The sequence below is a fragment of the Microvirga mediterraneensis genome (assembly GCF_013520865.1).
Taxonomy (GTDB): Bacteria; Pseudomonadota; Alphaproteobacteria; order Rhizobiales; family Beijerinckiaceae; genus Microvirga; species Microvirga mediterraneensis.
This window is the reverse complement of record NZ_JACDXJ010000001.1, coordinates 3389281-3415134: the sequence shown is the minus strand read 5'-3', so window position 1 is coordinate 3415134 and position 25854 is coordinate 3389281. Positions and strand designations below refer to the sequence as shown.

Here is a 25854-nt window from a genome sequence, read left to right as displayed (position 1 = left end):
TGCGGCGGGACCGTGCCTGCTCTCACTCTTGCGACGCCTCGCGAGCGCGCCCCTCGTCAGAGCAGATCTAGGGCAACGATATAGCCAAGGTTATCCACCCTGTCAAGAACAAAGTAAGAACATAACATCGCCCCGATGACATTCTCCGGCCTCATCCTGAGGAGCGAAGCCTCTCGAGGTCTTGGACCGTGTCCGGGCACGCGGGCGCCTTGCCCTCTGAACGATCCTTCGAGACGGTCGCTCTGCGACCTCCTCAGGATGAGGCTGGAGGAATGTAAGGAAGACGTGGATGGCCGGCACGAGGCCGGCCATGAGACGTCGGTGGGATGAGACCGAGGACGCTTCACACAATCGGGATGGCCGGAACGCTCATAGCCCTTCTCGCGCGGAGCGTAGAACCGATCCGCCCCGCATCAGATGGCGCGGTCGGAGCGGCGGGCCGTCCGGGGGAGGAGATCCTGCCCGTGGCCGGCAGTCACGACGAGGCGTTTCACTTCGCCTCGGAGATAGGCCTGGAGGAAGCGGTCGTAATTCCTGAACGACACGCAGCCGTTGGAGTCTCCGCGCGGGCCCAGCATATAGGTGTGGGCGAGAATGCCGTCGCGGCCGTAGATGGCGCCGCTGCCGCCGACCGGCGTGAGACGCAGGGCGCGCACCCCGTGGAAGAGTGCCTCGCGTTCGGTGATCACGTAGGTGCCGGGCGGCGTCGCGCCCTTCATCCGCACGTTCACGTAGCGCGGATTGTCCATCATATCGCCGAGACCCGAATGCGCCTCCAGCCTCTCGCCATTCGGCATGATGACCACCTGGGCGGTGATGTCGTAGACGGCGGTCCCGCCGCTGCCGGTCCCGGGCGAGGGCACGAAGCGCGATGTCGGGGAAATGCTGCCGGTGCCGTTGTCGAGCGAGGCATAGCTGAGCGCCGCCTCGGGCGGGGTGGCGGGCTTGATGCCGAAGAATTTCTCGATGAAGGAGCGGTTGTCGGCCGGTGGGCTGGCTATGGCTACCGCCCCGGTCACGGTCCTCGGCGTGACCGAAGCCCGTGCCGGTATGCTCGCCGTCTGGGCCGCGGTGACCCTGGGGGGCATCAGGTCGGTCGGGCGCGGCACGGGCAGGGGCACCGGCGCGGGGAGGGGTTGCACGGCTTCCGCCAGCGCAACAACCGGTGCCGTCGGCTCGACGGCAGGAGCGGGTGCCTCAGGTGCAGCCGGCGCAACGGCCACCTGTTGCCGCACCGGAGACGATTTGAAGCCCGATTGCAGCGGGGCATTGCGTGTGAAGTGAAGGGCATCGGCCTTCATAGCCGGTGTGGGGTCGACCAGCGCCGGGTCATAGGCGGGCGCCGTTGCCACCTGCACGGGCGCCGGGGCAGCAATGCTGCTCACCTGTTCCTCGCGAGGCTCGTCGCTCCGATGCTGGAAATCGACGAAATAGGCGAGTGGGCTCATGGAGATCGCCACGAGGACCGCCGTCGGAAAAAGATTGCGCCGCTTCTTGCGAGGGGCGCGGACGCGCGGCGGATAGGACCTGTTCAACATGGCGAACTCTACGCAACAACTCGATCGCGCATGACATGCCTTTTTGATCGCCAGGGGGCCGGAATAGGAGGCCGGAGCGGTCGAGGCCTTCACGCGTGAAGCAACACTTTCACGAGGCTCGATTTAACGACGGCTTGGTTAAATTAAGGATAATCGGACGCGTTGCTTGCGAGTGAAGTCGCAGCGAACGACGAGGCGGGGTGCGCTGGCTCACAGATCGCCGCGGTGGTGCGGGCTATGGTCGGGAAAAGGGGTAGCTTTCTCGACTTTGCAACAGGAGGACCTCGGGATGGGGTTCTATGCACGCCATATCGGCCCACGCCTCGTCAGCTGCCTGTGCGCGATGGACGGCATTGCGGCCGAGCGCGAGAAGGTCGTGCCGCAGGCGATCGGCACGGTGCTGGAAATCGGGATCGGTCCGGGCTTGAACCTGTCGCTCTACGACCCTGCCCGCGTCACGCGCGTGATCGGCGTCGATCCCATCGCAGAGTTTCTCGATCTCGGCCGCGAGCGTCGCCGTCACTCGCCCGTCCCTCTGGACATCATCCAGGCTCCGGCGGAGGCTTTGCCTTTGGCGGACGAGGTCATCGACACGGCGGTGATCACCTATACCCTGTGCTCGGTGGCGGATCCGGCGCAGGCCCTGCGCGAGGTGCGGCGCGTGCTGAAGCCGAATGGGCGCGTGCTGTTCCTCGAACACGGCCTGTCGAGCGATGCGGGCGTGGCCGCCTGGCAGCATCGGCTCAACCCGATCTGGCGCAAGCTCGCCGTGGGGTGCAACCTGACGCGCCCGGTGCAGAAACTGCTCGACGAGGCCGGATTCACCATTCAGCGCATCGAGTCCTATTACCTCGACGGAGCGCCGCGCCCGGTCGGCTTCCTGTGCCAGGGCGTCGCGCAGGTTTGAGCCCGGCGGCTTACTGGGCGGCTTGGCGGGCGATGGCCCGGATGTCGCGGCGGCCGATGCCGAGATCGGCCAGCTCCCGGTCATTGAGGGCTTCGAGCTCGCGGAAGGTCTGGCGGTAGCGGCGCCAGGCGGCGAGGCGGGCGAGAAATATGGATGTGATCATGAAAATGTCTCCTTGAAATGGGGGAAGTCCGGTTGAGGATTACCAATCGAGGTTCGGATGGCGGCGGACCGCCTCGCGCTGCATGCGGCGGGCGTCGGACAGGATGCTGCGGAAGAGGCGGAGAATGCTGACGATGAGCATGGCGGTTTCCTGAATTCGTGGGTTCGGTCTGGGCTTCAGTCGCGGGGCTGGACAGCCACGATGCCGTAGCTCCGGGCGACGCGGGCGATCTCGCGTTCGGCTTTCCGGCGGTTCGTCTCGCCGATGGCTTCCACCACCGCATGGAGCATGCGCAGCACAGGCCCGGTACGCCGCGGGCCGGCGAGGCTCTGGGTGGAAATCGGGGCGCTGATCTGCAAGGTGCTCATGGTGTGGTCCTGGTTCGGCTCGGCCGGTCTTATACTTTCGTCTAGAAATATGGATGGTTTTGTGCGTTGCAAAAAGACGGCTTGAAGGCATGCGTCGCATGCGTCAGTCGCATGTCACAAAGGTAAATGTTCTCTTGCTATGCGCACTCCGCCTGATCGAGCGTCAGATTGCCTGCCGATTGAGCAGCCGGAAGCCGTCGGCGCGCCACTGGCGGGCCGGCCCGCGAACCTTATCGGCAGCGGGCGGTTGATCAGGCGTGGAGGCTGCCGCCCCGCCCGCGTCCGGAACAGAGCGAGGCCGAGGATGACGAGAATTCGCGAAGAACTGGTGAGCCTGATGTGGCGCGGCCAGGACCCGTTCCTGGCCTATCCCGAGCGCCTGTACCGGCAGGACCGTCAGGGCTGGGGCTCGACCCATCCCTACCTGAACGAAGCCGTCGAGGCGTTGAGGCCCTCGGTGGTGGTCGAGGTGGGCGTCTGGAAGGGCGGTTCCGTAATCTCGCTCGCCTCCAGGATGAAGGAGATGGATCATGACGGCGTCGTGATCGCGGTCGATACCTGGCTCGGCGCCTGGGACCATTGGACCAACGACGAGTGGTTCGCGCACCTGAACTTCATCAATGGATTTCCCGCGCTCTATCACACCTTCGCGGCCAATATCGTCGGGGAGGGGCTCGGCGATTACGTGCTCCCGCTTCCGCTCGACTCGGTGAATGCCGCCAATGTCCTGCGGCACTACGACGTGCGTCCGGACGTCGTTCACATCGATGGCGGCCATGACGTTCACGCGGTCACGGCGGACCTGCGCGAATGGTGGCCGATGATCCGGCCGGGAGGCGTTCTCATCGGCGACGATTATCCGCACTGGCCCGGCGTGAAGCAGGCCTTCGATGACTTCTTTGCCGCCGAAGGCAAAGTCCCTTTCGAGTTCGATCCGCCGAAATGCCGGATCTTCAAATAACCGGCTTCGCCTATTGCGACTTGCGCGGATCGTCGGCCGGGTTCACGTAGGCGATGGACCATGGCCCGCGCGTGCTCAGCTGCACCACCGTTTCCTTGCCGATCTGCACATAGTGCTGCATTCCCGGCGCCATGGCGACGACGCCGCCCGTCTTGATGGTTTTCGTCTTCGACGGATCGAATGTGGACCCCATGCCGATATTGAACTCGCCGTTGACGACGGTCACCACCTCTTCGGTCGGATGGGTATGCGCCGGGATCCTGTAATCGGCCGGGAATTTCAGCCTCATCACGAACATGCCGTCCTTCGAGGGATCTCCGTAAAGGAGCGCCATCTGGGCTCCCTTGGGAAGCGAGGGAGGCCCGTCCTTCCAGGTGAGCTCGTCCGGGTTGACCATGACGTGCTGGGATTGCTGTTGCGCGAGGGCGGGTGCGAGGATGAAGAGAAAGGCCGAAGCGCAGGTGGTGGCTCGAAGCGTGAATGACTGCATCGCGATCTCCCGAGAAGGGTGACATGGCGGACGCAAACAACGGCGGTCAGACAAGATCGTCTGCCGCAGGATCGAGGCTCTGCCTCTCACGGTGAATTGTCAAGCAAATGCCTGAGATCGAAGCCTAAACCTCGATCAGCGCCTTGATGACGCCGGCTTCGGGCGCCGACCATCTGGGGATGAGGTCCGGTGCGTCGTCGATGCTGCCATGGTGGCTTGCCAGCGCGGCCGTCGGCACGCCGCCGCCGCGCATGACGTCGAGCACGGTCTCGAAATCCTGCCGCGTGGCATTGCGGCTCCCGAGCAGCGACGTCTCCCGCTTGTGGAACTCCGGATCGTTGAACGTGATGTCGGCGCGCACGATGGACAGGAGAACGTAGGTGCCGCCGTGGCCGACATAGGAAAAGCCCTTCATCATCGCTTTGGGGCTTCCCGTCGCGTCGATGACGATGTCGAAGAAGTCGCCGTCGGTGGCGGCCTTGAGACGGTCGTCGATGTCGGCCGAAACCTCGAAGACATGATCGACGCCGATCTTGTCGCGGCAGAAGGCGAGCCGCCCGGCATTCATGTCGAGGACGGACACGTGAGCGCCGCGCACCTTCGCGAAGATCGCCGCCGCGATCCCGATCGGCCCCGCTCCCACCACGGCGACGCGGCTCGACGCGCTGGCGCCGGAGCGCCCCACGCCGTGCGCGCCGATCGCCAGGAACTCGACCATCGCGGCCTCGTCCAGGCTCAGGCCGGATGCCGGGACCACGTTGCGCTCCGGCACGGCGATGACCTCGCAGGCCCCGCCGTCCCGGTGGACCCCGAGAACCTGGAGGTGCTGGCAGCAATTGGTCTTCCCCTTCCGGCAGGCGCGGCAGGTGCCGCACCAGAGATAGGGCTCGATGCAGACGATGTCGCCGCTCCTGAGCGCGCTGCCGCTCGGTGCCTCGACAACCTCGCCTGCGAGCTCGTGGCCGATCACGCGCGGGTATTCGAGATAAGGCTGGTTGCCGTGGAAGATGTGATAATCGGTGCCGCAGATCCCGACGCGCCGGATGCGCACCAGCACCTCGTCGGGACCGGCGCGCGGAACATCCCGCTGGATCACGCTCAGGCGACCGGGCTCATCGCATCGCAGGGCTTTCATCGGCGTCTCTCCCAACGGATTGATTGACTCTATCAGGGAGCCTAGCGGCCCCATGCCAAAAAGTGGACCCGGTTTTTCCGTTAACGACCATGCGTTAAACACGGATCACGATTCACATGGGGCGCGTGGCTGATCGGATATGTCCACCTGGCGAGACGAGAGGAACCAGAAGGCGCGCGCCCGGCTCGAGAAGCGTCTCTCCGCGCTCTTTCCAGGCTGCGTCCTGTCCCATGCGCTTCGGCAACCCTTGATCCCGCCGACCCAGCGTCGCGCGGTGGAATCCTACTGGCGGCACCGCCCGCTCCTGGCCGACCGGCTGGCGCGGGCGCTCGCGGCCCGGAGCGGACAGCCCGCGGGATGGCAGTGGCGGCTCGGCTCCGGCAAGGAGACCGGGCTTCCCGCGTCCTTCCGCGTCCCGCCCGCTCCCTACCGGGAGGCAGCCTTCGCCCGTGGGCCGGGGCATTGCTGCGTCTGCGGACAGCCCGTCTACAGGCTCGGATGGCATTGCGACCTCTGGGACGACGGCAAGCCGAACAGGAACGCCACGTGGCATGCGGCCTGCGTGGTGGCGTGGCAGTTCTGGACCGCGCCGCCCGATCACCTGCGGATTCTGAAGCTGCGCCAACAGCGGAAGTGCGCAACCACGGGGCGCCGCCTTCTCAAGACCGCCGAGGTGGACCACCGCGTTCCGCTCTTCGCCGTCTGGGCGGAGCACCGCGCGCGGCCCTGGTCCGAGCTGCTCGCGTTCTGGGGCGCTCCCAATCTCCAGGTGATCAACAAGACCGCGCACTTGGAGAAATGCGCCGGGGAGGCCGCCGACCGGGCCAGGCGGCGGATTCTCGACCCCGGCATGCCACAGGAAGAAGAATTCGCCGTGCCCCTTGCGGACCGGAATCCGATCCCCATATCAGGCTGACCCAGCGGACATTGTTGTGGACTTCGACAGCGGCGGGCGTCACCGCCAGCATCGATGAGACCGTGCCAGGACGGATGTACTCCGGCATGGTCTGTTCCTGTGCTTGCCTGACGATGCAGGCGCCCGTCTGGACCCCATCGGCCCAGGCCCGTAGTGCGCGAGGCAGAGATGCGAAGGCATCCTGTCCGTTCGCCCCGGAGCCTGGGCCTTTCCATGTCTGGGCCGCTGGTTGACCTTGGGTGACAGCCGGCACCGGCGGCGCAATACTGCCTCACGATCAATGTCGTGGAGCATCAGTCCGATCATGTCTTCCCTGAAACCGATCCGATCCGTTCTCGTCACAGGCGCGGGAGGCAATCTCGGCCGGAAGCTGATCGCTCACCTGCTGGAGCGGGATTGGTGCGAGCGCGTTGTCGCGCTCGACCGCGCGGTGCCGCAGGCGGCCGGCGCGTCTGATCGCGTGGAATGGGTTGCGGGCAATCTCACGGATCCGTCCGACGTCGGGTGGCACACGGCCTTGGCCGGAATCGACGGCGCGGTGCATTTCGCCGCCCAGAACCCCTATCCCGACGCGCCGTGGCGCGATGCCTGCGCGTCCTTCGACATGACGCTCGCCCTTCTGGCGGCCGCCGGCCGGGCAGGGGTGCCGCGGATCGTGTTCGCCTCCTCCAACCACGTGATGGGGCAATACAAGGACGCGCCCCTGGCCGATACCTTGACGCCCGGTTCTCTGACGACATCCCTTCCGCCGGGGCCGGGAACGCGCTGGTTCAACGGCCGGGAGACGATCCAGGGCTTCGCCTATGCGGCGTCCAAGCTGATGGGCGAGCGCGCCTGCCTGGCCGAGGCCCATCGGTCGAAGGGCGCGCTGAAAGCCGTGTGCGTCCGGATCGGCTGGTGCCAGCCGGGCAAGAACAGGCCGGAGACGATCAACACGTCGGGGCTGCCCGGCGAGGAGACGAGCCCCGGCCCGGATACGGAGCGGGACCTCGCGTGGTTCCGCAACATGTGGCTCTCGAACCGCGATTTCGCGGCCGTGATCGAGCGGGCGCTTCTCGCAGATGCGAAAGCTTGGCCGCAGCCCGGCATCGTCGTCAACGGCATGTCGAGGAACCGGGGCATGGCCTGGGACATCGAGAGCACGCGCCGGCTCATCGGCTACGAGCCGCAGGACGACATCTGGGATCATGTCGGCTGAGGTCGCGAGCAGGGCTCCTCTGTCATCCTCGGTGCACGAAGGGCGGGAAGGGGATCCATAGCGTTGCGCCTGATCGTGGATTCCCTTCCCCTCCGATGGCCTTGCCATCTCCGGCCGGGAATGACAACGAGGGCGCTTCATGCAATCCTTGCTGTCGCGTGAACGTCCCCAACCTTTGGGAGCATGCCAGCCCTACGCACGCGGCATTTGCGGCGCCTGTCGAGGCCGCGCTATCCAGTATCATGGCCCTGCGTGATTTCTCCCTGATGATTCTGGTCTGTCTCCTGTGGGCAGCCCATACGGTGGTGAGCAAGATCGTCGTTTCCGACATGGCGATCCCTCCCTTGTTCTACGCGGCCATTCGCTATGGCATCGTCGCCTTGCTGGCGCTGCCCTGGCTCCTGCCCATGCCCAAGCCGACATGGCGCATCCTCCTGGTGGGCTTTCTCATGGGGGGAGGCGGCTTCGCCCTCTTCTTTCTCGGCATCCGGACCGCCAGTCCGTCGAGCGCCGCCATCGTCGGGCAGCTCGGCCTGCCGATCACGACCCTCCTGTCGGTCGCGATGCTGGGAGAGAAAGTCTATTGGCGACGAGGGCTGGGCATCGCGTTGACATTCATCGGCGGCGTTCTGGTGATGTGGGATCCCGCCGGCGGCTTTCCCATTTCGGGCGGCCTTGCCCTCATTCTCGGCTCTGCGGCGGCAGGTTCGCTGGCGGCCGTGATGATGAAGCAGATGGAGGGCGTGAAGCCGCTGCGGTTCCAGGCCTGGATCGGCCTCGCCTCCGTGCTGCCGCTGGCCTTCCTGACGGCTGGTCTCGAAACCAACCAGATCCCGCGTGCCGTGGAAGCCGGTTGGCCTTTCCTGGCGGCTCTGCTGTTCTCAGCCCTGATCGTGTCCCTGATCGCCCACACCATCTATTACGGGCTCATCGGGAAATATCCTGCCAACCTGATCGCGCCGCTGACGATCATGAACCCGCTCATGACCGTGGCGCTCGGGCTGCTCATCACGGGGGATCACTTCGACCTGCGCATGGCGGCCGGGACGGGAATCGCGCTCTGCGGAGTCCTGATCATCACCTTGCGACGCAACCACGTCATGCCGCTGGCCGCGCTGGTGTGGGACCGCCAGCGATAGAGCTTGCTTTGCTCAATCCAGGGATGCTTCGATCCCTAAGCCGCGCGCCTTCGCCTCGCGCAGGCAATGGCTCGCGCAGGCGAGATCCTGCGCGGCGACGCCGAGCGAGCGGTAGAGCGTGATCTCGTCCTTGGCCGTTCGGCCGGCGGCATTCCCCGCCAGAACCTCGCCGATCTCGGCCCGCACGTGCTCGCGCCCGATGCGGCCGCTCTCGATGGCGCCGATGACCTCGCCGGCCTGGGCGAAGGTGGACGGGCGGTAATCGACGTAGAGCTTTGAGCGGACTACCGTTTCCTCGTCGATCTCACGCTTCGACGGAATCGAGGCTCCCACCACGTTGAGATGGGTACCCGGCGCGATCCACTCGCCCATCAGGACCGGCTCGGCCGAGGACGTGACCGTGCAGACGAGGTCGGCTCCCTCGACGGCGGAGCGGACATCGTCGAAGACACGGACGGCGAGGGCCGGATAATGCTCGGCCGCATGGGCCGCGAAGGCTTCCGCCTTCTCGCGCCGGCGCCCGGCCACTCGCAGCTCCCGGAGCGTCGGGCGCACCCGGAGCATGGCTTCGAGATGCTGCTCGGCCTGTTCTCCCGCGCCGATCATCGCGAGCGTCGCGCAGTCGGGCCGCGCCAGCGCCCGGGTCGCCACCGCGCTGGCGGCGGCCGTGCGGATGGCGGTCAGAAGGCCGGCATTCATCATGGCGACAGCCGAGCCGTGTTCAGGCTCGAACAGCACGACCGCGCCCTGGTGGGAGGAATATCCCGCGTCGGGATTGCCGGGAAACAGGCTCACCAGCTTCACGCCGAAGCAAGCATCGATCCGGCCGTTGCCCGGCATGAGCGCGCCCGGCATCACGCCCATCTTGTTGGGGGCGCCGACATCGATGGCCGAGCGCAGCGGCAGGTTGGCGGCACCCTCGGAGACCGCGATCATCGCCTTCTCGACGATCTCGATGGCCTCGCTCATCGGCAGGAGCGAACGGATTTCCTTGTCGGAGAGGACGATCATGGCGCGCGGTTCCCCTTTGCTCCGGCCCTCGCGATAGGGGCGGGCCGGGTTGCTCTTCGAGCAGAGATACGGGAGACCGCGTCGCACGATCCAGGGAAAGTGTCCACCCCGCCCCACGCGGCAAGCAAACGGCGGCTTTATGTGACTTTCGTCTCAGAGCGCGCCGCCTATCCGGGATAGCATCGGTGCAGATCAGGAGGCTGGCATGTGGGTCATCTCGCATATCGTTTTCGTCTATCTGCACTTCGTCCCCGGCGGAAACGGCGGCTGGACGGACGGAGACGATTATCCCCGGTTCTCGACCGACGAGCGCTGTGCCGTCGCTATTCCGATCGAAGGATATTGGCGCCGCGTGAGCTAGAGCATCCTGCGCGAAAGCGGATAACGATTTTGCGTGTACGGATCTGTACGACTTCGAAAAACCGGGCGTGAATCCGACTTCACGTCCGGTTTATTGCGCAGGCTCGACAAGGCATGGGTGACAATGGCTCCGACGTCTCTTGTCCGGCTCGGCGAATGACAGGGGGGATATCAAGCAGGACCTGATCCATCAGGTCCTGTTTGTTCGCGACAGGTCACGACGTCTTAACCATTGCGTCTCGGCAAAAGTCCCGCTTTGACCTCGGAAGCCGTGACGGCTTTGCGGAACACGGCTTCACGGAGATAGATCGAGTCGAAGACGGTCTTGCAATCGCTCTTTCGGACGAACACGAACGACTTCCGGTTCTGTTTCATGAGATGCTCTCCAATCAAGGCTGCCATCGTTGTATGCCAAGAGGCTTCCAAGGACTGTGGCGACCGTCACAGTTCAGGCATCGCCGGAACCGGACCGAGAGGCTGAAAGAGGATCCCTTTGCATCGTGCGGATCGGATCATCCGCACGATGCGCCGGTCCTCGCGCCATGCCCTACCGGCGATGATCGCGCACGACCGGGGGCGAGCGGTGATCCCGCACGATCGGGCCGCCGGACGTGCTGGTGACGATCACGCCGCCGGGAGCGGAGCCGTATGGGCCTCGATGGTCCCGCACCACAGGCGCGGGCCGATCCCACAGGTCGCCGGGGCGTGTCGTGACCCGGGAGTCGCAGGCTTCGACGCTCGTCGCACCGTATCCGATCATGAGGATGAGGGATGCTGCGGCGCCGAGCCGGGTTCGATGGGTCTTCGTCATGGTCTTTCTCCTCTGAGACGTGTTTCGCACCCTTCGACGCTACACCGAGCGACAACCCGCCGATGTGGGCTTGGTCACAGAGACCGGGCCGAACGGAGCGATGCTGCCAAAAGAAAAGCGCCCGATCGCTGATCCAGGCGCTGAGTTGACAGGGAGGAAGGCTCTCAAATTACCGTAAGCGCCTCCACGGATCTGTGCGCCGCGTCACATCGGGTTTGTGTGATGTCCGTCACGGAACGACGGCGTGCATTCGGTCATGATGGGCTCAATCGAAGGAGCTCACGATGACACTCACCATTCTTGATCCCCGATCCGGTCAGCAGGTGACCATTTCAGTCCCCGACAGGCCGAATGGCGCCGTCAGGGTCTGAAAACCATGGTTCGAGAGCCGTGGTCCGGATGCGGATCACGGCGTGATGCGAGAGACCCATGAATCCCTATCAGCATTATCGAGAGAAGGCCGCCAGGGCGGAGCGTCTTGCCGACGACCCGTTCCAGCGGGCGGACATGCGCGCGGAACTGCGTTCGATCGCGCGTCGATGGCGGCATATGGCCGAGCAGGCCGATTGGCTCGTCCGCTCGTCGCGCTTCATCAAGGCTTGAGGTTGCGCCCGGCCGCTGAACTGTCGTTGCGCCAGGGACCGGAGAGGGTGGGCTTGCTGGGGCAGGGTCTCGAACAACCCTGCGCCCCTTCGTCAATGGATCGTCGGCATGACGGCGGAGAACGGGATCAGCAGCATCTCCTCGTCCTCCTCGTCGCTCACATAGACGTGCCAATCGGAAAAGTCGCGTGTGCCGTAGGCCTGCTCGACGAGCATCTTCGCCAGGGTGAGGGCCCGGTCGCGGGCCTCGATCAGATCGATAACCTCTGCCCCGTCACGGTCGATCAGGATCTCGCCGGGACCCGCACAGTGAAAGTACAGGTAGAACATGTGAACCTCCATCTCGATGGCTTCACTCTCGCATGGAGCTTCCCGGGCTTCTGTGCGCACGATCACGGTTTCCCGGCTCACCCGGTGACAAGGTCGGCTTCACATGGAGGCCGATCATGTCCCGTCGCATCCTGTGTGTCCTTGCTCTCCTGTTCGTGGCCGACGCCATCGCCGTGAACGGCCGCGCGCCGCGGCCCATCGTGCTGTCCGGCAAGGAGACGCTCGACGTGACCCGCCAGTCCCGCCTGCAGGTCTTGCCCGTCGTCTGAGGGCTTCGGCTTCCGTGATCAATGTCACGGAAGGGCATTCCCGCTTCGGCCATCATGGAATGGAAATCAGGAGGTCGTCATGGTTCTCATCGTTCTGGACAGGTTGACCGATCAGCCGTTGATCGTCTCCGTTCCGGTCCGGCCTGCCGTTCGCAAGGCAGAGCCCGCCGTCATCATTCACCCGCGTCAGTTCGGCGGCAGGAGGCAGTGATGAAACGCCCTAAGCTCTCCGCCATGCGGCGCGCGCGGCGCTGGGTTCTCCAGGGGTTGACGGGGGCCAGGCAGTAAGCCGGACGTCGAACTCCCCCGATGCGCGGGTCAGCCAGGATAGGCTCGAATTCCTCGGCCGGTAAGAAAATGCCATCGCGTCGGAAAATTACCGGTTCCGGTGGGGCTCCCCGGGCAGAACCGCAACCTGTCCGATTGAGACAATTTCCATTTCCTATATAATTGCCCGGCTTTCGGCTGGGGCGGAACAGTCGTGGGAGACGCGATGGTGCGTCCCGGTGGCGAACAGATCCAGAGGGACCTGCCGTTTGTCTCGGCGCTCTCCGTCAATTCCTTTTTCTCCGCGCTGGGGCCGGATGCGATCGCGCAGATCGCCGCCCTGTGCACATCCCGGAAGATGCTGGATGGGGAAACGTTGTTTCTCAAAGGCGATCCGGGCGACGCCCTCTATGGCGTCAGGCGGGGCCAGATCGTCATCACGACGACGACCGATACGGGCCGCCAGTTCACGCTCAACATCCTCGGGCCCGGAGACGTTTTCGGCGAGATCGCCCTGCTGGACGGACATCCGAGGAGCGCCGATGCCGTCGCCTCGGGCCAGGTCGAGCTGTTCGTGATCCGGCGAAGCGACTTCCAGGATCTGCTCAAGATGCAGCCGGACATCACGACCAGGATCGTCGAGCTGCTCTGCGAGCGCCTCCGCTTCTCGAGCGAGCGACTGGAAGAGGCGTCTCTCCTGTCTCTCAAGACCCGTCTGGCGCGCCGCCTGCTGAAGCTCGCCGAGGATTTCGGCGAGGACATCGAGATCACGCAGGAGGAGCTGAGCGTGCTCGTCGGCGCGGGCCGGGAGACGGTCAACCGGCAGCTGCAGAAATGGCGCAAGAGCGGGGTCGTCGATCTCGGGCGGGCCCGCGTCAGGATCGTCGACCTCGCTCGCCTGCAGCAGGAAGCCGCCGACCGCGACGGCGGAGCCGATTGACGGCGAAGTTTATTGCCCGGACGAGGCCGTGAGCGATGTGCCGGCCGGTTCGAGCGTCAGGTAAACCCAACCCGTCGCCTCGGCGCTTTCGCGCTTGATATACCGGTAGTGCGTCCGGGACCATTCCAGCATGTCGTCCGTCTTGTTGTCGAGGATGAGATCGCCCCGATCCGTGCGGACGGTCAGGACCGCGTGACCCTCGCCGTTCTCGTCGAGCACGACCGTCATGCGCAGGGCCCGGCGCGGCAGCCCGGCCTCGACGAGCCTCTTGCGCTTGAGCAACTGGTAATCCTCGCAATCGCCCATGCCGTCGGTCGGATAACTCCACAGGTCCACGACGCCCCAATGGTCCTGGTCGGTCACCGGGATCACGGAATGGTTGACCGACGCGTTCACGGAGGAGAGGAGGGCGGAGAGTGTCTCCGTCAAAGGGATCGTCTCCGGCTGCCGGAGGTCGATCGTGCATTCGTCCGGGTTTCGATTACAGAACTCGACCCAGCCCGGGAGGGGCGGAGCTTCGTCGTGCCGGAAGAGATACGGACCGGCATTCACGGAGCCCATCGCCGACAGGAGCGAGGCCACTACGATCCACATCCGCTTTCCCATTGCTCGCTCCCACAGGTCTGAGCTGCTCATGGGATTCAGACTGGGCTTTTTCGGCCCCTCCTTCTGTGTACGTGGTCACAAAGTTCGGCAGCGCTCCGCCTTGGGATCTCACCGGCGCCTAAAGATACCTGCCCTGGATGTCGATGGAGGATTGGAGGCCGACCTTGGGGAAGTCATCGAGCAACCACGCGTCCGCCCGCCTGCGGCCGATGGCATGGAGGTCGCTCAGGAACGCCCAGTCGGCATTCAGCTTCGAGGCGGCACCGAGGTGCTGCATGACGTCGTCGGCTTCGATGGCATGCAGGCGGACCTGCCTGATATCGGGCGTGGGAGCGCGCCCTTCCTCGACGAGCCTGTTCAGGAATTCCACCGCGCGCACTTCCCTCATCAGGGACGAGTTGAAGCTGATCTCGTTGATGCGGTTGAGAATGTCGGCGGCCGTCTTCGGCACGTCGGGACGGCTGATCGGGTTGATGTGGACCACCACGATATCGGGCTGCTCGCAGCGATAGATGAGCGGGAAGAGGGCAGGGTTTCCCATGTAGCCGCCGTCCCAATAATGCTCGCCGTCGATTTCGACCGCTTGGAAGATGAACGGCAGGCAGGCCGACGCGAGGACGACATCGGCGCTCATCTCGTGGTTCTCGAAGACCCTGATCTTTCCGGAGCGGACATTGGTCGCGGAGAGAAACAGTTTGACCTGGGGAGAGCCGCGCAGCAGCTCGAAATCGACCGACCGTTCGAGCAGGTCGCGAAGCGGGTTGTAGTTGAGCGGGTTGAGCTCGTAGGGCGAGGCCACCTGCGTCAGCATGTGAAAGGCGAGGAAAGCCGGGGAGGTCTCCAGGCGATGGTTCCCGGTGAGACGATCGAAGAAGGAGGGCTGGACCGGGCTGAGGCACGCGATGCGTGAGATCTGCTGCCAGAATTCCCTCAAGGACCGACGGGCGCCCGCGCGTCCGCCCGTGGCGAGCCCGTGGGCGCACACGACGGCGTTCATCGCTCCCGCGCTCGTGGCGCTGATCCCCTCGAAGGCGATGCCATCCTCTTCCAGCAGGCGGTCGAGCACGCCCCAGGCGAAGGCTCCGTGCGCGCCGCCCCCTTGGAGCGCCAGATTGACCCGCTTCACGCCTTGTCGCCGCGCGGAGCGGTTTCGGCGCGAAGAGCCGTGGTCAGCCCTGTCCATGCTCGCCTCTCGCCATCGCGAAGACCCAGCGCTCCGTTCTGGGAATCTTATATGGCTTCGGTTGTCGGTGGCGAGGGGGCGAACTGGGTATGAAGCGCCGAAACCGGCCCCGCGTCGGCGGAGCCGGCCCCGTCTTATGTCCTGCGGCCACTCATTGGCCGGTCAAGATGCCGCGTCCTCATTCGCGGAAGGCAACCGCAAGCCGGTCGGTCAGCGGCTGCGTCAGGTAGGTGATGATGCGCCGCGCGTCGCCACGGATCAGGACCTCCGCCGGGAGCCCGGGCGTGAGCTCCTTTCCCTCCAGCTTGCTCCGCTCTCCCGGGACGATCGCGATCTTGACGGTGAAATAGGCCTGTCCGGATTGACTGCTGACCACCTGGTCCGGTGAGACGTTCGTCACCCAACCCTCGAGTTCCAGCGGCGTCGGCAGCTTGAAGGCGCTGATGCGGATGCTCGCCCGTTGGTCGACATGAACCTGCTCCACCTCGTCGGGCCGGATCTTCGCATTCACGATCAGCGGTTCGTCGTTCGGGATGATCGACATGAGTTTCTGGCCCGGACCGACGATGCCGCCGATCGTGTGGACCGCGAGCTCGTGGACCAGCCCCGTCCGCGGCGCCCGGATGTCGAGCCGCTGGAGGCGGTCCCGCGCGGCGGCGAGCTGTTCTTCCGTCTCCGCGAGACCGGCCGTGACAGCCTGGAGCTGCTTCAGAACCTCGGATCGCGCATTCCGGGTCAGCTCGGCGATCTTGAACTCGATCTCCGTGAGCTGGGAGTGTGCGCCTGCGACTTTGGCCTCCATATCGCCCATCTCGCCCTTCAGGCGGCTGACCTCGCGCTCGGTCTGGCGCAGCACCGGGCGCCGGATCAGTCCCTTGCTGTCGAGCATCCGCTGGTCGGCGAGCTCCGCCGTCACCTGGGCGAGTTCTTCCTTGAGCGCCTTGTATCGTTCGTTGAACCCGTCGATCTGCCGTTCGACCTGAATCTTGCGCTCCTGCTGCTGCGAGAGCTGGTTCTGCCGCGTGAAGCGCCGCTCGTTCATCAGGCTCTCCTCGGAGGCGAAAGCCGCCCGCAGGGCGCTCTCCATCTGCCTGGACGAGAACGGGCTTTCGGTGCGCGTGATCGTCGTACGATCCAGGTTCTCGGCCTCGAGGCGGGCCTTCTGGGCCGTCAGGTCGATCAGCTTGCGCTCGAGGATGCTCGCATCCGCCGTGACCTTCGCGGCATCGAGACGGACGAGGACCTGCCCCTCCTGCACGAGGTCGCCGTCCTTGACCAGGATGGCCCCGATGACGCCGCCTTCCAGGTGCTGAACGGCCTGGGCGCTCGACTGCACCGCGAAGGTGCCTCCCGTCACCACCGCGCTGTCGACCTTGGCGGCGACCGACCAGCCCCCGATCCCGAAGAACACGATGAACGAACTCAGGACGAACCAGCGCATCAGCCGGCGCATGGAGGATGAATTGGCGGCGAGGTCGTCTTCGAACTCGGTCATGGCGGGCTCCGCTGTCTAGGCTTCGGCGCTGCGGGCGACCGGCCGATCCGGTTGGTCGCAGGGGCCGGACGTTCGCTCCGGCCTCAGAGTCGCATGGCGCTCTCGCTCGCGCTGTGACCCAGGCCACAGTTTCAGGTCGGAACGTTTCTAGCTCACATGGCCATTGGCTCGCTGCGCGCGGGTGGCGTCCAGGTTGGTGACCGTCGCGGCGGCAGGCGCATCGGGTTCCGTCTGCGGGATCGGCGCCGGCGCGGCCTGGGCTGCGCCGGATTGTACGCCGGGGGCCGGAGAGGGCTTGTGCGGCTGGCCGATGCGCGGGAACAGGGCGGCGAGCACCTGCTCCTTCGGGCCGAACATCTCGGCGCGGCCGCCGCGCACCGACAGGATCTTGTTGGCAGCGAAGATGGCGCTTGGGCGATGCGCCACGATGACCACGATCTTTCCCGCCTGACGCATATGCTGAATGGCATCGTTCAGCGATTGCTCGCCGAGCGGATCGAGGTTCGAGTTGGGCTCGTCGAGCACCACCAGGAACGGGTTTCCGAACAGGGCGCGGGCGAGGCCGATGCGCTGGCGCTGGCCGCCGGACAGGGTGGCGCCGCCTTCTCCGACCGGCGTGTCGTAGCCCATGGGGAAGGCAAGGATCATGTCGTGCACACCCGCCATCCGGGCGGCCTCGATTACCTGTTCGGAGGTCGCATCCTTGCGGAAGCGCGCGATGTTCTCGGCGATCGTTCCATCGAACAGCTCGATGCTCTGGGGAAGATGCCCGATGGCGTCCGCGAGGGCGTCCGGCGAATACTGGCTGATCAGGGCATTGTCGAAGCGCACCTCGCCCCGGGCGGTCGGCCATGCGCCGACCAAAGCCCGCACGAGGGTGGACTTGCCGCAGCCGCTCGGCCCGATGATCCCGAGGGCATCGCCCGCCTCGATCTCGAACGACACGCCGGAGACGGTCGCGACGGCTGCGCCGGGCGGAACGATGGCGATGTCGCGCACCGAGAGCGCGTGGCGCGGACGCGGCATGCCGTGCTGCTGCTGCGCGGCCTTGGGAAGCTTGGCGGTGAGCGTCCTCAGGCGGCGGAGGGCCTGCCAGGCAGCCGATGTGCTGCGCCAGTTGCCGATGACCTGATCGATCGGCGCGAGGGCGCGTGCGAGGATGACCGAGCTTGCGATCATGGCGCCGGGCGACATCTGCGCTTCGATGACCAGATAGGCCCCGAGGGCGAGCATGGCCGATTGCAGGACATGGCGGACCGTCTTGGAGATCGCGCCGAAGACGCTGGCGTGGTCCGCGAGATCGCGGGCGTGCGAGATCGAGTTCACGTATCCGCTGCCCCAGCGCTTGCAGAGATCGTCCCCCATGCTCATGGCGGCGGCTGCCTCGGAGTTGCGCCTTGCATCCAGGAGAAGGGTCATGGTCGCCGCATGCGCCTGCGTGGCAACCTTGACCGTGCCCTTGGTCGCCCATTCGTTGACGAGGCTGAGGAGCACGAGAAAAAGGGCGCCGCCCGCGGCGGCCAGGAACAGGATCGGGTTCACGATCAGCAGGATCGCGAAATAGATCGGCATCCAGGGCAGATCGAGGAGGGCGACCGGGCCGGGACCCATCAGGTAGTTGCGGATAGCCGCCAGGTCCTGAAGCGGGTCATGATTGCGCGCATGCGGTCCGAAATGGAGCGGCAATTTCAGGGTCGCCTCGAAGAGGGTCGGAGCCAGCCGGTGATCGAACGTGATGCCGACCCGGGCCATGAGCTTGCCGCGAAGCCCTTCCAGCAGGCCGTAGAAGCCGTAGAGCAGGAGGGCCAGCAGGGTGAGCGCCGCCAGGGTGGGAAGGCTCTTGCTCGACAGGACCTTGTTGTAGACCAGCATCATGAACATGGGGCCGGTGAGCATCAGGATGTTGCCAAGGCAGCTGATGGCGCTGATGCCGATCAGCGGCCTCTTCAGGGTACGAAGAGCGGTACGAAGCTGAACTTCGGCGCTGGTCTTCATTCCGTTTCTCATCGTGGGCGCCTTTGCTGCGTGCCGTCCTCGCGCGGGGAAAACCTGCGGCCTGCGAGGCGACGGCCTTTCCGTGTCTGGGCATGATCATGAGGGAGCCGGAGGCTGGGCGCTGTGACATGCTTCACAATCGTCCGATCCAATGGCGGCCTCGCCTGCGGGCAGGCGACCGCGACGGCGGGATCGGCGCAGGCGTGCCGACGAGAAAAAGCGCCACCAGCCTTCGGCCGGTGGCGCCCTGAGCGACAGGGTGGTTAGTAGTAGATGGGGAAGTGATCGTACGAGGACTGGTCGTTGAGCTGATGGGCGTCCTGGTTCGTCATCGCGAAGGCATCGCCGCCGCTGCCGAACAACCCAGCCCCGCCATGCGCATCGGTGGAGGCCGCCTGCGTGATCGGGCTGGCGTTGACGTTGAGGTCAGGGCTCCCCCAGCCGAAATGGTCCGAAGAATTCATGGACTGGTAGTTGAGGCTCTCGGCGCTCTGGTTCGTCACCGCGGTCGCATCGCCGCCGTGACCGCCGAGACCGGCGCCGCCCTCGGCAACGGTGGAGGCAACCTGGGTGATCGGGCTGGCATTAACGTTGAGAGACATGGGCTGTCCTATCTATGCTGAGTGTTGCGTTCAGTACCGCCTGAGATCTGATCTCCGTTGGCGATGATGAGACTTTGAACGACCTTGCCGGATGGAGCTGTGAACCGTTTCACACCCGCGAATTTTTTGAGTGGGAGCGAAGAAAAATCTGATCTGCCCGTGCGCGCGTCGGCGTGCTCGAAAAGAGAAAGGGTCCCGAACGGGACCCTTCGAATACGCCAGGAGGCCGGTCGTTGCGTTCTTGCGCTCTTCAACCGAAGACCGGGTCATGGGGGATGACGGTCAGTTGGTCCGTCGAAGCCGATTGCAGGCCGATGGCATTGACGTCGCCTCCCACATCGATGGAACCGCCATCGGTGGCGTTCAGGAAGACGAGCGTATTCTGGATCTGGGTGGTCTGAATGAAGGTGTTGAAGTTCACGTCGAGATGGTCGATGGCGAAGACGATGATCGGCGGCATGGCCCCGGCATGACCGAGGCCGTCGAACAGGTGGCCGGACAGCACCGAGTCGAAACCTCCTGCATCGTTCCACGCCCCCGCGTCCCAGCCGAGGCCGCCTCCGTCATGCGGTTGCATGGACGAGCCGGGATCGTCGCCGTGATAGGGCGCGTGACCGCCGGCATCGCTCCTGAAGTGATCGTCCGGCGGGTTGCCCCGGTCCACGCCGTCATGAATATCGCCGCGCCCTCCGCGCATTCGTCCGTAGGGTTCATCATCCTGGTAGACGGATTGCGGATAATGCCGGCAGCCGGCCTGGCTCTCCTGAGGCCGGTTCCAGTCATTCCCCCATCGCTGATCGTGCATCGGGCTCTCCTCAATCCCGGCCCGATTGGTCGATCACGATGATCTTTTGGCGGAAAACGGGCCCGGTGCGCCGGGTGTATATCCTTGTGCGGTCCCCGACAGTGATCTGCTTCACATTCCGCCTGACGCGCGCAGGGCGGCGGATTGTCTTTGCACGCGGCCCGTCGGACGCTATGCTCGCGTGGTCCTTGCTCCATTGTTGTGGGAACTCGACCATGGCGGAGACACGATCGTCGATCGCCGCGACCGGCGCGGACAAGTCAGCGAATCTCGAAGCGCTCGACATCTTCAAGGCGATCGACCCGCCGACCGTCGAGCAGATTGCCCGCAAGGCCCAGACGCGGATTCTGGAAAAGGGCGAGCTGTTGTTCAATGTCGGGGATGTGTCCGATGCGCTCTACGTGATCGCCGACGGTCGCATCCGGATCTGGGCCGTCTCGGCCGCAGGCGCCGAGGTGACGTTGAATGTGCTCACGAACGGGGCCGTTTTCGGCGAGATCGGCATGCTCGACGGGGGCGTGAGGACCGCCGGTGCGTCCGCCATGCTCCGGACACGCCTGACGAGCATCGCCCGGCGGACCTTCTATGAGGCGCTGGACCGAGACCCGCGGCTGGTGCGCAACGTGATCGGTCTGCTGTGCATGCGCCTCAGGTGGACCAGCGCCCGGATGGAAGATGCGACCCTGCGCCAGGCGCCCCAGCGCCTCGCGCGGATTCTCGGCCACCTTGCGCGGGATCATGGCAAGGCCACGCCGAAGGGGGTCGAGGTCGCTCTCAAGTTGACCCAAAGCGAAATGGCCCAGTGGACGGCGATGTCGCGCGAGGGGCTGAACAAGCTTCTCAACCGATGGGCCGAGGAGCGCCTCCTGACCCAGGACAGGGGCGGGTTGATCGTTCACGATCTCGAACGGATCGACGATATCGCCGAGTTCGGCGAGTAGATCATCAATGGCGCCGCCGCGCCACGAGCTGTTGCGCGCGGCTCAGGAATTGCAGGCGTTCATCCCGCACCGGGATCTCGCGGGCAAGATCCTCGATGAGCGTCGCGAGATCCGTCAGGTTCGCGGCATGCCGCTTGACGAGCAAACCGGCGACGGGGCCGAGATAGGTCGTCAGGGCATGGGCAATCTCGGCAAGACAAGCCTCGAAGGCGGCGGGATCCACCGACGCCGGGGAGCGCGGGTCCTCCGGGGAAACCTCATGGGCAGGCTCCGAGGCCTCATCCAAAGGGCGCGAGGGAACGACCAGGGGCGCGGCCTTCGGCAGCGATACCGTTCGTGCCTCCGAAGCGGGCCGGGGAGGCGAGGCGGAGCTGCCCCACTCTTCGGTTCTCGCGGCAGCCACCGACAGAACGGTCCGGTCGAGGGGTTCGACCCTGCTCACGGTCGCGTTCATGTCGGCAGCCGGAGGCATCGACACGCTGAAGGTCGTGATCCTGCGCGGGCTGTGCTTGAGGTCGAACACGCCGCGCTCGCCGAAGGTCGCGGAAATGCGGGGCGCCACGGCTTCCATGACGGCGGCCGAGACAAGGATCCCGCCGGGCTCGGCGAGGCTCTCCAGCCGGGCCGCGATGACGAGCGTCTCGCCGAACGGTAGATCGTCATGGAACAGGACGTCGCCGAGATGGATGCCGATCCGCATGCGCACCGCGTCGAACTTCGTCATGGCCGCGAGGCGCGCCTGCGTGTCGAGAGCGCAGCGGACCGCATCGACGGCGCTCTCGAACAATGCGAAGATGCCGTCTCCCGGCATGCCGAAGAGCCAGCCGCCATGGGCCGCGAGCTCTTCACGGGCGATGCGACGCGTCGCCCACAACGCGTCGAGGGTGTTGGTCTCGTCGACGGAAACCAAGCCGCCAAAATTCGCCATGTCGGCTGCGAAGACCGCCCGGAGACGTCGGACACGCTTGCCTGCAGGCTGCGGAGCATCGGGTGCCGGATTGTCCATCATTCTTTCATCGCGTACCTACACGTCACGGCTTGGTCTCGCTGAGTTTACCACGGATCCTGAGAAAGCTCGCGCGATCGCGTTCGCTGGGAATGAAGTCCGAGAGACGGCGGTAGAAATCGTCCCGGCCCACCGCCTTCTCGGCCTGCCGCGCGACGAGCGTCGGAGCGACCGGGCCGATGAGCGGGAGCAGGACTTCGGTGACGGCGCGAATCTCCGTCTGGGAGATCACGGCTTCCATCTGGGCGATCTTGAAGCCCTTGTCGTCGCGCAGCACCTGCTGCGCCGTCTTCCGGAAGGTCGCAGCCTCGGCCTCGGTGGTGATCTTCCCGACAAGCCATTCGAGGAACGTATCGACGTCCATGGTCTCGTGGGACGCCTGTTTCACCAGAAGGTGGCCGATCGGCCCGAGCGAATGCGCGAGCGAGCGCCCGAGCGCGTCGATCGCATCCGGCGTGAGGACCTCCGCCATGGTCTGATTGAGCTGTTCCTTGACCGGCGCCGGTGGCTCCTTCCCAGGCACGTGGGAAAGCTCGGTCAGGTCGAGGGGCGGAAGGTCGGCGCTGGGGCGCATCTCGATGGATGTATTGAGCGCAACGACGAACTCGTCCGCCGTCTGGAAGCGGTCCTCGGGATTGCGCGCCAGGGCCCGCTGCACGACCGCGTCGATTTCCGGCCAAAGCTCGGGCCGGTAGTTGATGATCGACGGAGGCGGATCGTTCATGAGCTTGCGCATCAACTCCGGCAGGTCGGCGGCGATGAAGGGCTTCGCGCCGGTCAGCATCTGGAAGAGGATGACCCCGGCCGAGAAGAGGTCCGCCCGGATGTCGGCCGGGCGTCCGAGGAACCTCTCGGGCGCCATGTAGTTCGGAGTGCCGATCGGAATGCCGCCGGGCCTGGTGAGGTCGAGCGCTTCCACGTGGGCCACGCCGAAATCCGAGACCTTGATCGAGGCCGCCGACGGGCAGAGGATGTTCGCCGGCTTGACGTCGCGGTGAATGACGCCCTTGGAATGGGCGTAGCCCAGGGCGAACAGGAGCTGCGCCATGATCTCGCCGACCTGTCGGATGGGCAAAAGCGTGCCCCGCCGGATCACGTTCTCCAGCGTTCCCGCATTGACGTATTCCATGATGATGTAGGGCGCGCCGTCCTGCTCCACGAAATCGAACACCGTGACGATATTCGGGTGAAGGCATCGGGCCGCGGAGCGCGCCTCGGTCGCAAAGCGGCGGAGAAGCTCGTCGTTCTCGGTCAGGTTCTCCAGGATCTCCGGACGGAGCGTCTTGATCGCCAGCGGCCGGTCGATCTGCTCATCGTAACCCTTGTAGACGACGCCGATCGCGCCGCGGCCGATGACATGATCGACGCGATACTTGCCGACCCTGGCAGGCATGGTGCCGCCGGTTCCACCTTGGCTGCTGCCTGTCCTCAGATCCTTGTCTGCAGTCATCGGAGAACATCCTCTGACGAGCGATCATCTGGTTCTGGTCGGCCAGGGATCAATCGTGGCGATCACTTTTCGAGCATCTTCAATGCGCTATCCAGGCTCCTGCGCATGCGGTTGAAGGAACGGGAGAGAGACGCAATTTCGTCCGAGCCGGGATATTCGAACTCGGCGATGGTCGCATCGCCCATGCTGACGGCTTCCGCGGTCTTCGCCATCCGGGTCACCGGGCTGATCACGTACCGGTTCAGCAGGATGTTGAGCAGCACCAGCAGGACCAGGAAGATGACGCTCGACGTGCCGACGAACAAGCCGAGGTTCCGCCAGACCGATCCTTCCGCGATATCCATGGGAACGGAGATGATCTGCGCCCCGATGGTCTCGTTGAGCTTCCAACCGAAGCCGCTCTTGTTGCCGTAGAGGGCCACCATCGATGTCGGCGCCCTGTCCGGCGTCGAGTGGCAGGTCAGGCAGGACTCGTCCTTGATCACGAGAGGATAGGTCGCCGTGTAGTGGGAGCGATTGTCGATCGTCTGGAAGCTGATGTCCTTGGTCAGGTCGGGATTGGCGCGAAGCTTCTCAATCAGCTCGCGTTCCCAGTCGCGCGCGAGATCCGCCGGATTGGTCGGGTTGAGCGCGGCTTCCTTGTAGAAGAATTGCGGGTAGAAGCCCCGGAAGTTGCGGAACGTCGTCTGGGCGGAGAACGATGGAACCGTCTGCGGCAGGAACTGTACGCTCGAATGTTCCGCCAGGAGCGGCTGTATCTCTTCCGAGGTATAGCGACGAATGGAAAGCGCCTGAGCCCGCAGAACATCGATCTGCGACTGCAGCTGTTCCATGGCTTCTCGCCGGGAGATTTGATAAAATGGATAAATCGATAAGCCGAGCCCTATCAGATAGCAAACGGCGAGAATGATGTTGAATTTTAGCCGTAATCCCACGGGAGATCTCCAACGGCTGGTGAGGTTAGTTCGCGTCACGACTACCGAATTTCATATTAGTGCAAGTCTTGGAGACGTGCCATGCATTTCGGTCAAGCAGGCAGGGTGGCGGGGCTATCCTCTGTGCGCAAGAGCACACGGGGACAGCTTGGGAGGACATGCGCGATACTCCTCATCGGGAGCGTAACCTTCGCGATTTCCTTGCTGCTGGCGAGCGTCGTCTCCGCGCAGGCCGCCGGACGTGTCGCTTTAGTCCTAGTGGCGGAAGATTATCAGAAGATGCCGAAGTCCAGCGTCGGCGCAAAGCGTGGAAGCGAGATCGCGGAAGCCCTCAAGGCACACGGCTTCGAGGTGATCGTCAGCCCCAATCCAAGCAACGCGATGGCCCGGGCCAATCTGCGGGATTTCGCCGCGAAGGCGGAAGGAGCCGATCTGGCCTTCGCCATGCTGATCGGGCACGGCGTATCGTGGGGCGGCCAGACCTTCTTTCTGACGACGAACACAGAAATCGGCCGGGCGGCCGACCTGCTGTCGCGTGCGCTCTCGACGACGAACATTGCGCAGATCGTCGGACGGGCTCAGACCGGCGGCGTGTTCTTCTTCATGACGTCGCCGAGTTTCGAGAGCCCCATCGAGGGGCTGGATGCGAGGCCGCAATTCACCAGCGACGTCCCGAAGAATGCCGTCACGGTCTTCTCCAGTTCGGCCCGCATTCCGGTTTCGCGCATCGACGCCGCAGCGGAGCAGGCGGCGGAAGCGGTGGCCAAGCTCCTTCAGCAGCCAGGCCCCTCGCTCAACGACCTGATCAAGGTTGCCGCGAGCGGAGGCATGGGGGCCGTGTTCGGGCGCGTGGATGATGTCAGCCTGACCAAACCTGCGCCAGCTCCCTCGGCCATCGAGCGGCCGGTCGCATCGATCACCCCGCAGCCGGTATCGTCCGTCCAGAAGAGCGAGGAGCCCGATGGGAAGCTGGAGGCGGAGCGCCGAGCGCGCGAGCAGGCTGAGGCGCGCGCTCGCGATGAGCAGCTTCGAGCCGAGCGGGCGCAGGCCGAGGTTTTGAAGGCACAGGCGGATGCCAAGAAGGCCCAGGCCGATGTCGAGAAGGCTCAGGCCGATGCGGAGCGGGCCAAGCAGGAAGCCCGGCGGGTCGAGGCCCAGGCCCAGATCGCGGCCGCCCAGGCGGAAGACTTGCGGCATGCCTCTGTTGCCTCGCCCGTCGACGATGCGCAGCTCGGGCAGAAACAGCGCCGCCTGATCCAGCAGCGGCTCCGCGACCTTGGCCTCTATACCGGGCCGCTCGACGCCATCATGGGTCCGCTCACCAGGGAAGCGATCATGGGCTACCAGAAAAGCCGCAACGCAGCCGTCACGGGCTACCTGACGGCCGAGCAGTTCGATGCGCTTCTTCCCAAGGGGGCGCAGTGAGCGTCC

30 protein-coding genes are annotated in these 25854 nt (G+C 65.0%); 12 read left to right on the top strand and 18 right to left on the bottom strand.

Translation table 11 applies throughout. The features are described from left to right. Positions 1 to 413: 413 nt before the first annotated feature. Positions 414 to 1538, bottom strand: coding sequence for a tlde1 domain-containing protein (locus H0S73_RS16075; protein ID WP_181053093.1), 1125 nt, complete (start codon positions 1536 to 1538; stop codon positions 414 to 416). Positions 1539 to 1827: 289 nt separating this feature from the next. Between H0S73_RS16075 and H0S73_RS16070 the strand changes: the two genes are divergently transcribed. Beyond that, positions 1828 to 2445: a class I SAM-dependent methyltransferase gene (locus H0S73_RS16070; protein ID WP_181053092.1), complete on the top strand. Its 618-nt coding sequence runs from the start codon at positions 1828 to 1830 to the stop codon at positions 2443 to 2445. A gap of 10 nt (positions 2446 to 2455) precedes the next feature. Here H0S73_RS16070 and H0S73_RS16065 read toward each other — a convergent pair whose 3' ends face one another. Together H0S73_RS16065 and H0S73_RS16060 are read right to left on the bottom strand one after the other, a co-directional pair. Continuing rightward, a complete protein-coding gene (locus H0S73_RS16065; protein ID WP_181053091.1) occupies positions 2456 to 2608 on the bottom strand; it encodes a DUF1127 domain-containing protein in 153 nt (50 codons plus the stop codon). Positions 2609 to 2784: 176 nt separating this feature from the next. Continuing rightward, entirely contained in the window at positions 2785 to 2976 is a 192-nt protein-coding gene (locus tag H0S73_RS16060; RefSeq protein ID WP_181053090.1) for a hypothetical protein, read from the bottom strand. 304 nt (positions 2977 to 3280) lie between these two features. Here H0S73_RS16060 and H0S73_RS16055 point away from each other — a divergent pair, with 304 nt between their 5' ends. Then, complete coding sequence (locus H0S73_RS16055) at positions 3281 to 3937, top strand: class I SAM-dependent methyltransferase (RefSeq protein ID WP_181053089.1); 657 nt, start codon at positions 3281 to 3283, stop codon at positions 3935 to 3937. A gap of 10 nt (positions 3938 to 3947) precedes the next feature. On the opposite strand, the gene H0S73_RS16050 is transcribed toward H0S73_RS16055, so the two are convergent. Beyond that, positions 3948 to 4427, bottom strand: coding sequence for a cupin domain-containing protein (locus tag H0S73_RS16050; RefSeq protein ID WP_181053088.1), 480 nt, complete (start codon positions 4425 to 4427; stop codon positions 3948 to 3950). A gap of 124 nt (positions 4428 to 4551) precedes the next feature. Then, the gene (locus tag H0S73_RS16045; RefSeq protein WP_181053087.1) at positions 4552 to 5562 is read right to left on the bottom strand and encodes a zinc-binding alcohol dehydrogenase family protein; all 1011 of its coding nucleotides are present in this window, start codon (positions 5560 to 5562) and stop codon (positions 4552 to 4554) included. Between the two features lie 139 nt (positions 5563 to 5701). Here H0S73_RS16045 and H0S73_RS16040 point away from each other — a divergent pair, with 139 nt between their 5' ends. From H0S73_RS16040 to H0S73_RS16030, 3 genes are all read left to right on the top strand, one after another. Continuing rightward, positions 5702 to 6478 carry a hypothetical protein gene (locus tag H0S73_RS16040; RefSeq protein WP_181053086.1) on the top strand — a complete coding sequence of 259 codons (777 nt, stop codon included), beginning with the start codon at positions 5702 to 5704 and terminating at the stop codon, positions 6476 to 6478. A gap of 304 nt (positions 6479 to 6782) precedes the next feature. After that, on the top strand, positions 6783 to 7676 hold the full coding sequence (locus H0S73_RS16035) for an NAD-dependent epimerase/dehydratase family protein (protein ID WP_181053085.1): 894 nt from the start codon (positions 6783 to 6785) through the stop codon (positions 7674 to 7676). Between the two features lie 242 nt (positions 7677 to 7918). After that, entirely contained in the window at positions 7919 to 8815 is an 897-nt protein-coding gene (locus H0S73_RS16030; protein ID WP_181053084.1) for a DMT family transporter, read from the top strand. 12 nt (positions 8816 to 8827) lie between these two features. Here the strand turns inward: H0S73_RS16030 and H0S73_RS16025 are convergent, their stop codons facing one another. Beyond that, a complete protein-coding gene (locus H0S73_RS16025; protein ID WP_181053083.1) occupies positions 8828 to 9826 on the bottom strand; it encodes an ornithine cyclodeaminase family protein in 999 nt (332 codons plus the stop codon). A gap of 205 nt (positions 9827 to 10031) precedes the next feature. On the opposite strand from H0S73_RS16025, the gene H0S73_RS16020 reads away from it, so the two are divergent. After that, positions 10032 to 10187: a hypothetical protein gene (locus H0S73_RS16020; protein ID WP_181053082.1), complete on the top strand. Its 156-nt coding sequence runs from the start codon at positions 10032 to 10034 to the stop codon at positions 10185 to 10187. A 224-nt stretch (positions 10188 to 10411) separates the two neighbouring features. Here H0S73_RS16020 and H0S73_RS16015 read toward each other — a convergent pair whose 3' ends face one another. Together H0S73_RS16015 and H0S73_RS16010 are read right to left on the bottom strand one after the other, a co-directional pair. Then, positions 10412 to 10561, bottom strand: coding sequence for a hypothetical protein (locus tag H0S73_RS16015; RefSeq protein ID WP_181053081.1), 150 nt, complete (start codon positions 10559 to 10561; stop codon positions 10412 to 10414). Between the two features lie 172 nt (positions 10562 to 10733). Then, positions 10734 to 10997, bottom strand: a complete 264-nt coding sequence (locus H0S73_RS16010; RefSeq protein ID WP_181053080.1) for a hypothetical protein — start codon at positions 10995 to 10997, stop codon at positions 10734 to 10736. A gap of 429 nt (positions 10998 to 11426) precedes the next feature. Here H0S73_RS16010 and H0S73_RS16005 point away from each other — a divergent pair, with 429 nt between their 5' ends. After that, positions 11427 to 11600: a hypothetical protein gene (locus H0S73_RS16005; RefSeq protein ID WP_181053079.1), complete on the top strand. Its 174-nt coding sequence runs from the start codon at positions 11427 to 11429 to the stop codon at positions 11598 to 11600. A 92-nt stretch (positions 11601 to 11692) separates the two neighbouring features. Here the strand turns inward: H0S73_RS16005 and H0S73_RS16000 are convergent, their stop codons facing one another. After that, complete coding sequence (locus H0S73_RS16000) at positions 11693 to 11989, bottom strand: DUF6894 family protein (protein ID WP_246388964.1); 297 nt, start codon at positions 11987 to 11989, stop codon at positions 11693 to 11695. 56 nt (positions 11990 to 12045) lie between these two features. Between H0S73_RS16000 and H0S73_RS15995 the strand changes: the two genes are divergently transcribed. From H0S73_RS15995 to H0S73_RS15990, 3 genes are all read left to right on the top strand, one after another. Continuing rightward, complete coding sequence (locus tag H0S73_RS15995) at positions 12046 to 12198, top strand: hypothetical protein (RefSeq protein ID WP_181053078.1); 153 nt, start codon at positions 12046 to 12048, stop codon at positions 12196 to 12198. Between the two features lie 79 nt (positions 12199 to 12277). Beyond that, complete coding sequence (locus tag H0S73_RS26115) at positions 12278 to 12409, top strand: hypothetical protein (RefSeq protein ID WP_281369179.1); 132 nt, start codon at positions 12278 to 12280, stop codon at positions 12407 to 12409. Between the two features lie 282 nt (positions 12410 to 12691). Continuing rightward, a complete protein-coding gene (locus H0S73_RS15990; protein ID WP_202049818.1) occupies positions 12692 to 13405 on the top strand; it encodes a Crp/Fnr family transcriptional regulator in 714 nt (237 codons plus the stop codon). A gap of 9 nt (positions 13406 to 13414) precedes the next feature. Here H0S73_RS15990 and H0S73_RS15985 read toward each other — a convergent pair whose 3' ends face one another. From H0S73_RS15985 to H0S73_RS15960, 6 genes are all read right to left on the bottom strand, one after another. Continuing rightward, the gene (locus tag H0S73_RS15985) at positions 13415 to 14011 is read right to left on the bottom strand and encodes a transglutaminase-like cysteine peptidase (RefSeq protein ID WP_181053077.1); all 597 of its coding nucleotides are present in this window, start codon (positions 14009 to 14011) and stop codon (positions 13415 to 13417) included. Positions 14012 to 14129: 118 nt separating this feature from the next. Then, complete coding sequence (locus tag H0S73_RS15980) at positions 14130 to 15194, bottom strand: patatin-like phospholipase family protein (RefSeq protein WP_181053076.1); 1065 nt, start codon at positions 15192 to 15194, stop codon at positions 14130 to 14132. A gap of 178 nt (positions 15195 to 15372) precedes the next feature. Continuing rightward, complete coding sequence (locus H0S73_RS15975) at positions 15373 to 16689, bottom strand: HlyD family type I secretion periplasmic adaptor subunit (RefSeq protein ID WP_181053075.1); 1317 nt, start codon at positions 16687 to 16689, stop codon at positions 15373 to 15375. A 147-nt stretch (positions 16690 to 16836) separates the two neighbouring features. Then, positions 16837 to 18684, bottom strand: a complete 1848-nt coding sequence (locus tag H0S73_RS15970; protein ID WP_181053074.1) for a type I secretion system permease/ATPase — start codon at positions 18682 to 18684, stop codon at positions 16837 to 16839. A 263-nt stretch (positions 18685 to 18947) separates the two neighbouring features. Further along, complete coding sequence (locus H0S73_RS15965) at positions 18948 to 19286, bottom strand: hypothetical protein (RefSeq protein ID WP_181053073.1); 339 nt, start codon at positions 19284 to 19286, stop codon at positions 18948 to 18950. A 250-nt stretch (positions 19287 to 19536) separates the two neighbouring features. Beyond that, on the bottom strand, positions 19537 to 20091 hold the full coding sequence (locus tag H0S73_RS15960) for a hypothetical protein (protein ID WP_181053072.1): 555 nt from the start codon (positions 20089 to 20091) through the stop codon (positions 19537 to 19539). Positions 20092 to 20306: 215 nt separating this feature from the next. On the opposite strand from H0S73_RS15960, the gene H0S73_RS15955 reads away from it, so the two are divergent. Further along, positions 20307 to 21032: a Crp/Fnr family transcriptional regulator gene (locus tag H0S73_RS15955; protein WP_181053071.1), complete on the top strand. Its 726-nt coding sequence runs from the start codon at positions 20307 to 20309 to the stop codon at positions 21030 to 21032. A 4-nt stretch (positions 21033 to 21036) separates the two neighbouring features. On the opposite strand, the gene H0S73_RS15950 is transcribed toward H0S73_RS15955, so the two are convergent. The 3 genes from H0S73_RS15950 to H0S73_RS15940 form a co-directional block, all read right to left on the bottom strand. Beyond that, on the bottom strand, positions 21037 to 22041 hold the full coding sequence (locus tag H0S73_RS15950) for an adenylate/guanylate cyclase domain-containing protein (RefSeq protein WP_181053070.1): 1005 nt from the start codon (positions 22039 to 22041) through the stop codon (positions 21037 to 21039). 22 nt (positions 22042 to 22063) lie between these two features. Continuing rightward, positions 22064 to 23488 (bottom strand): serine/threonine-protein kinase, encoded by a 1425-nt coding sequence (locus H0S73_RS15945; protein WP_181053069.1) that lies wholly within the window; start codon positions 23486 to 23488, stop codon positions 22064 to 22066. Between the two features lie 62 nt (positions 23489 to 23550). Then, on the bottom strand, positions 23551 to 24321 hold the full coding sequence (locus H0S73_RS15940; protein ID WP_246388962.1) for a c-type heme family protein: 771 nt from the start codon (positions 24319 to 24321) through the stop codon (positions 23551 to 23553). Positions 24322 to 24504: 183 nt separating this feature from the next. Here H0S73_RS15940 and H0S73_RS15935 point away from each other — a divergent pair, with 183 nt between their 5' ends. Continuing rightward, complete coding sequence (locus tag H0S73_RS15935) at positions 24505 to 25848, top strand: peptidoglycan-binding protein (protein WP_343058386.1); 1344 nt, start codon at positions 24505 to 24507, stop codon at positions 25846 to 25848. Positions 25849 to 25854: the final 6 nt, after the last annotated feature.

Excerpts from the sequence above, each read along its gene's own strand:
- H0S73_RS16075 (WP_181053093.1), bottom strand. The coding sequence starts at position 1,538 with ATGTTGAACAGGTCCTATCCGCCGCGCGTCCGCGCCCCTCGCAAGAAG.
- H0S73_RS16070 (WP_181053092.1), top strand. The coding sequence starts at position 1,828 with ATGGGGTTCTATGCACGCCATATCGGCCCACGCCTCGTCAGCTGCCTG.
- H0S73_RS16065 (WP_181053091.1), bottom strand. The coding sequence starts at position 2,608 with ATGATCACATCCATATTTCTCGCCCGCCTCGCCGCCTGGCGCCGCTAC.
- H0S73_RS16060 (WP_181053090.1), bottom strand. The coding sequence starts at position 2,976 with ATGAGCACCTTGCAGATCAGCGCCCCGATTTCCACCCAGAGCCTCGCC.
- H0S73_RS16055 (WP_181053089.1), top strand. The coding sequence starts at position 3,281 with ATGACGAGAATTCGCGAAGAACTGGTGAGCCTGATGTGGCGCGGCCAG.
- H0S73_RS16050 (WP_181053088.1), bottom strand. The coding sequence starts at position 4,427 with ATGCAGTCATTCACGCTTCGAGCCACCACCTGCGCTTCGGCCTTTCTC.
- H0S73_RS16045 (WP_181053087.1), bottom strand. The coding sequence starts at position 5,562 with ATGAAAGCCCTGCGATGCGATGAGCCCGGTCGCCTGAGCGTGATCCAG.
- H0S73_RS16040 (WP_181053086.1), top strand. The coding sequence starts at position 5,702 with ATGTCCACCTGGCGAGACGAGAGGAACCAGAAGGCGCGCGCCCGGCTC.
- H0S73_RS16035 (WP_181053085.1), top strand. The coding sequence starts at position 6,783 with ATGTCTTCCCTGAAACCGATCCGATCCGTTCTCGTCACAGGCGCGGGA.
- H0S73_RS16030 (WP_181053084.1), top strand. The coding sequence starts at position 7,919 with ATGGCCCTGCGTGATTTCTCCCTGATGATTCTGGTCTGTCTCCTGTGG.
- H0S73_RS16025 (WP_181053083.1), bottom strand. The coding sequence starts at position 9,826 with ATGATCGTCCTCTCCGACAAGGAAATCCGTTCGCTCCTGCCGATGAGC.
- H0S73_RS16020 (WP_181053082.1), top strand. The coding sequence starts at position 10,032 with ATGTGGGTCATCTCGCATATCGTTTTCGTCTATCTGCACTTCGTCCCC.
- H0S73_RS16015 (WP_181053081.1), bottom strand. The coding sequence starts at position 10,561 with ATGAAACAGAACCGGAAGTCGTTCGTGTTCGTCCGAAAGAGCGATTGC.
- H0S73_RS16010 (WP_181053080.1), bottom strand. The coding sequence starts at position 10,997 with ATGACGAAGACCCATCGAACCCGGCTCGGCGCCGCAGCATCCCTCATC.
- H0S73_RS16005 (WP_181053079.1), top strand. The coding sequence starts at position 11,427 with ATGAATCCCTATCAGCATTATCGAGAGAAGGCCGCCAGGGCGGAGCGT.
- H0S73_RS15995 (WP_181053078.1), top strand. The coding sequence starts at position 12,046 with ATGTCCCGTCGCATCCTGTGTGTCCTTGCTCTCCTGTTCGTGGCCGAC.
- H0S73_RS26115 (WP_281369179.1), top strand. The coding sequence starts at position 12,278 with ATGGTTCTCATCGTTCTGGACAGGTTGACCGATCAGCCGTTGATCGTC.
- H0S73_RS15990 (WP_202049818.1), top strand. The coding sequence starts at position 12,692 with ATGGTGCGTCCCGGTGGCGAACAGATCCAGAGGGACCTGCCGTTTGTC.
- H0S73_RS15985 (WP_181053077.1), bottom strand. The coding sequence starts at position 14,011 with ATGGGAAAGCGGATGTGGATCGTAGTGGCCTCGCTCCTGTCGGCGATG.
- H0S73_RS15980 (WP_181053076.1), bottom strand. The coding sequence starts at position 15,194 with ATGGACAGGGCTGACCACGGCTCTTCGCGCCGAAACCGCTCCGCGCGG.
- H0S73_RS15975 (WP_181053075.1), bottom strand. The coding sequence starts at position 16,689 with ATGACCGAGTTCGAAGACGACCTCGCCGCCAATTCATCCTCCATGCGC.
- H0S73_RS15970 (WP_181053074.1), bottom strand. The coding sequence starts at position 18,684 with ATGAAGACCAGCGCCGAAGTTCAGCTTCGTACCGCTCTTCGTACCCTG.
- H0S73_RS15965 (WP_181053073.1), bottom strand. The coding sequence starts at position 19,286 with ATGTCTCTCAACGTTAATGCCAGCCCGATCACCCAGGTTGCCTCCACC.
- H0S73_RS15960 (WP_181053072.1), bottom strand. The coding sequence starts at position 20,091 with ATGCACGATCAGCGATGGGGGAATGACTGGAACCGGCCTCAGGAGAGC.
- H0S73_RS15955 (WP_181053071.1), top strand. The coding sequence starts at position 20,307 with ATGGCGGAGACACGATCGTCGATCGCCGCGACCGGCGCGGACAAGTCA.
- H0S73_RS15950 (WP_181053070.1), bottom strand. The coding sequence starts at position 22,041 with ATGATGGACAATCCGGCACCCGATGCTCCGCAGCCTGCAGGCAAGCGT.
- H0S73_RS15945 (WP_181053069.1), bottom strand. The coding sequence starts at position 23,488 with ATGACTGCAGACAAGGATCTGAGGACAGGCAGCAGCCAAGGTGGAACC.
- H0S73_RS15940 (WP_246388962.1), bottom strand. The coding sequence starts at position 24,321 with ATGGAACAGCTGCAGTCGCAGATCGATGTTCTGCGGGCTCAGGCGCTT.
- H0S73_RS15935 (WP_343058386.1), top strand. The coding sequence starts at position 24,505 with ATGCATTTCGGTCAAGCAGGCAGGGTGGCGGGGCTATCCTCTGTGCGC.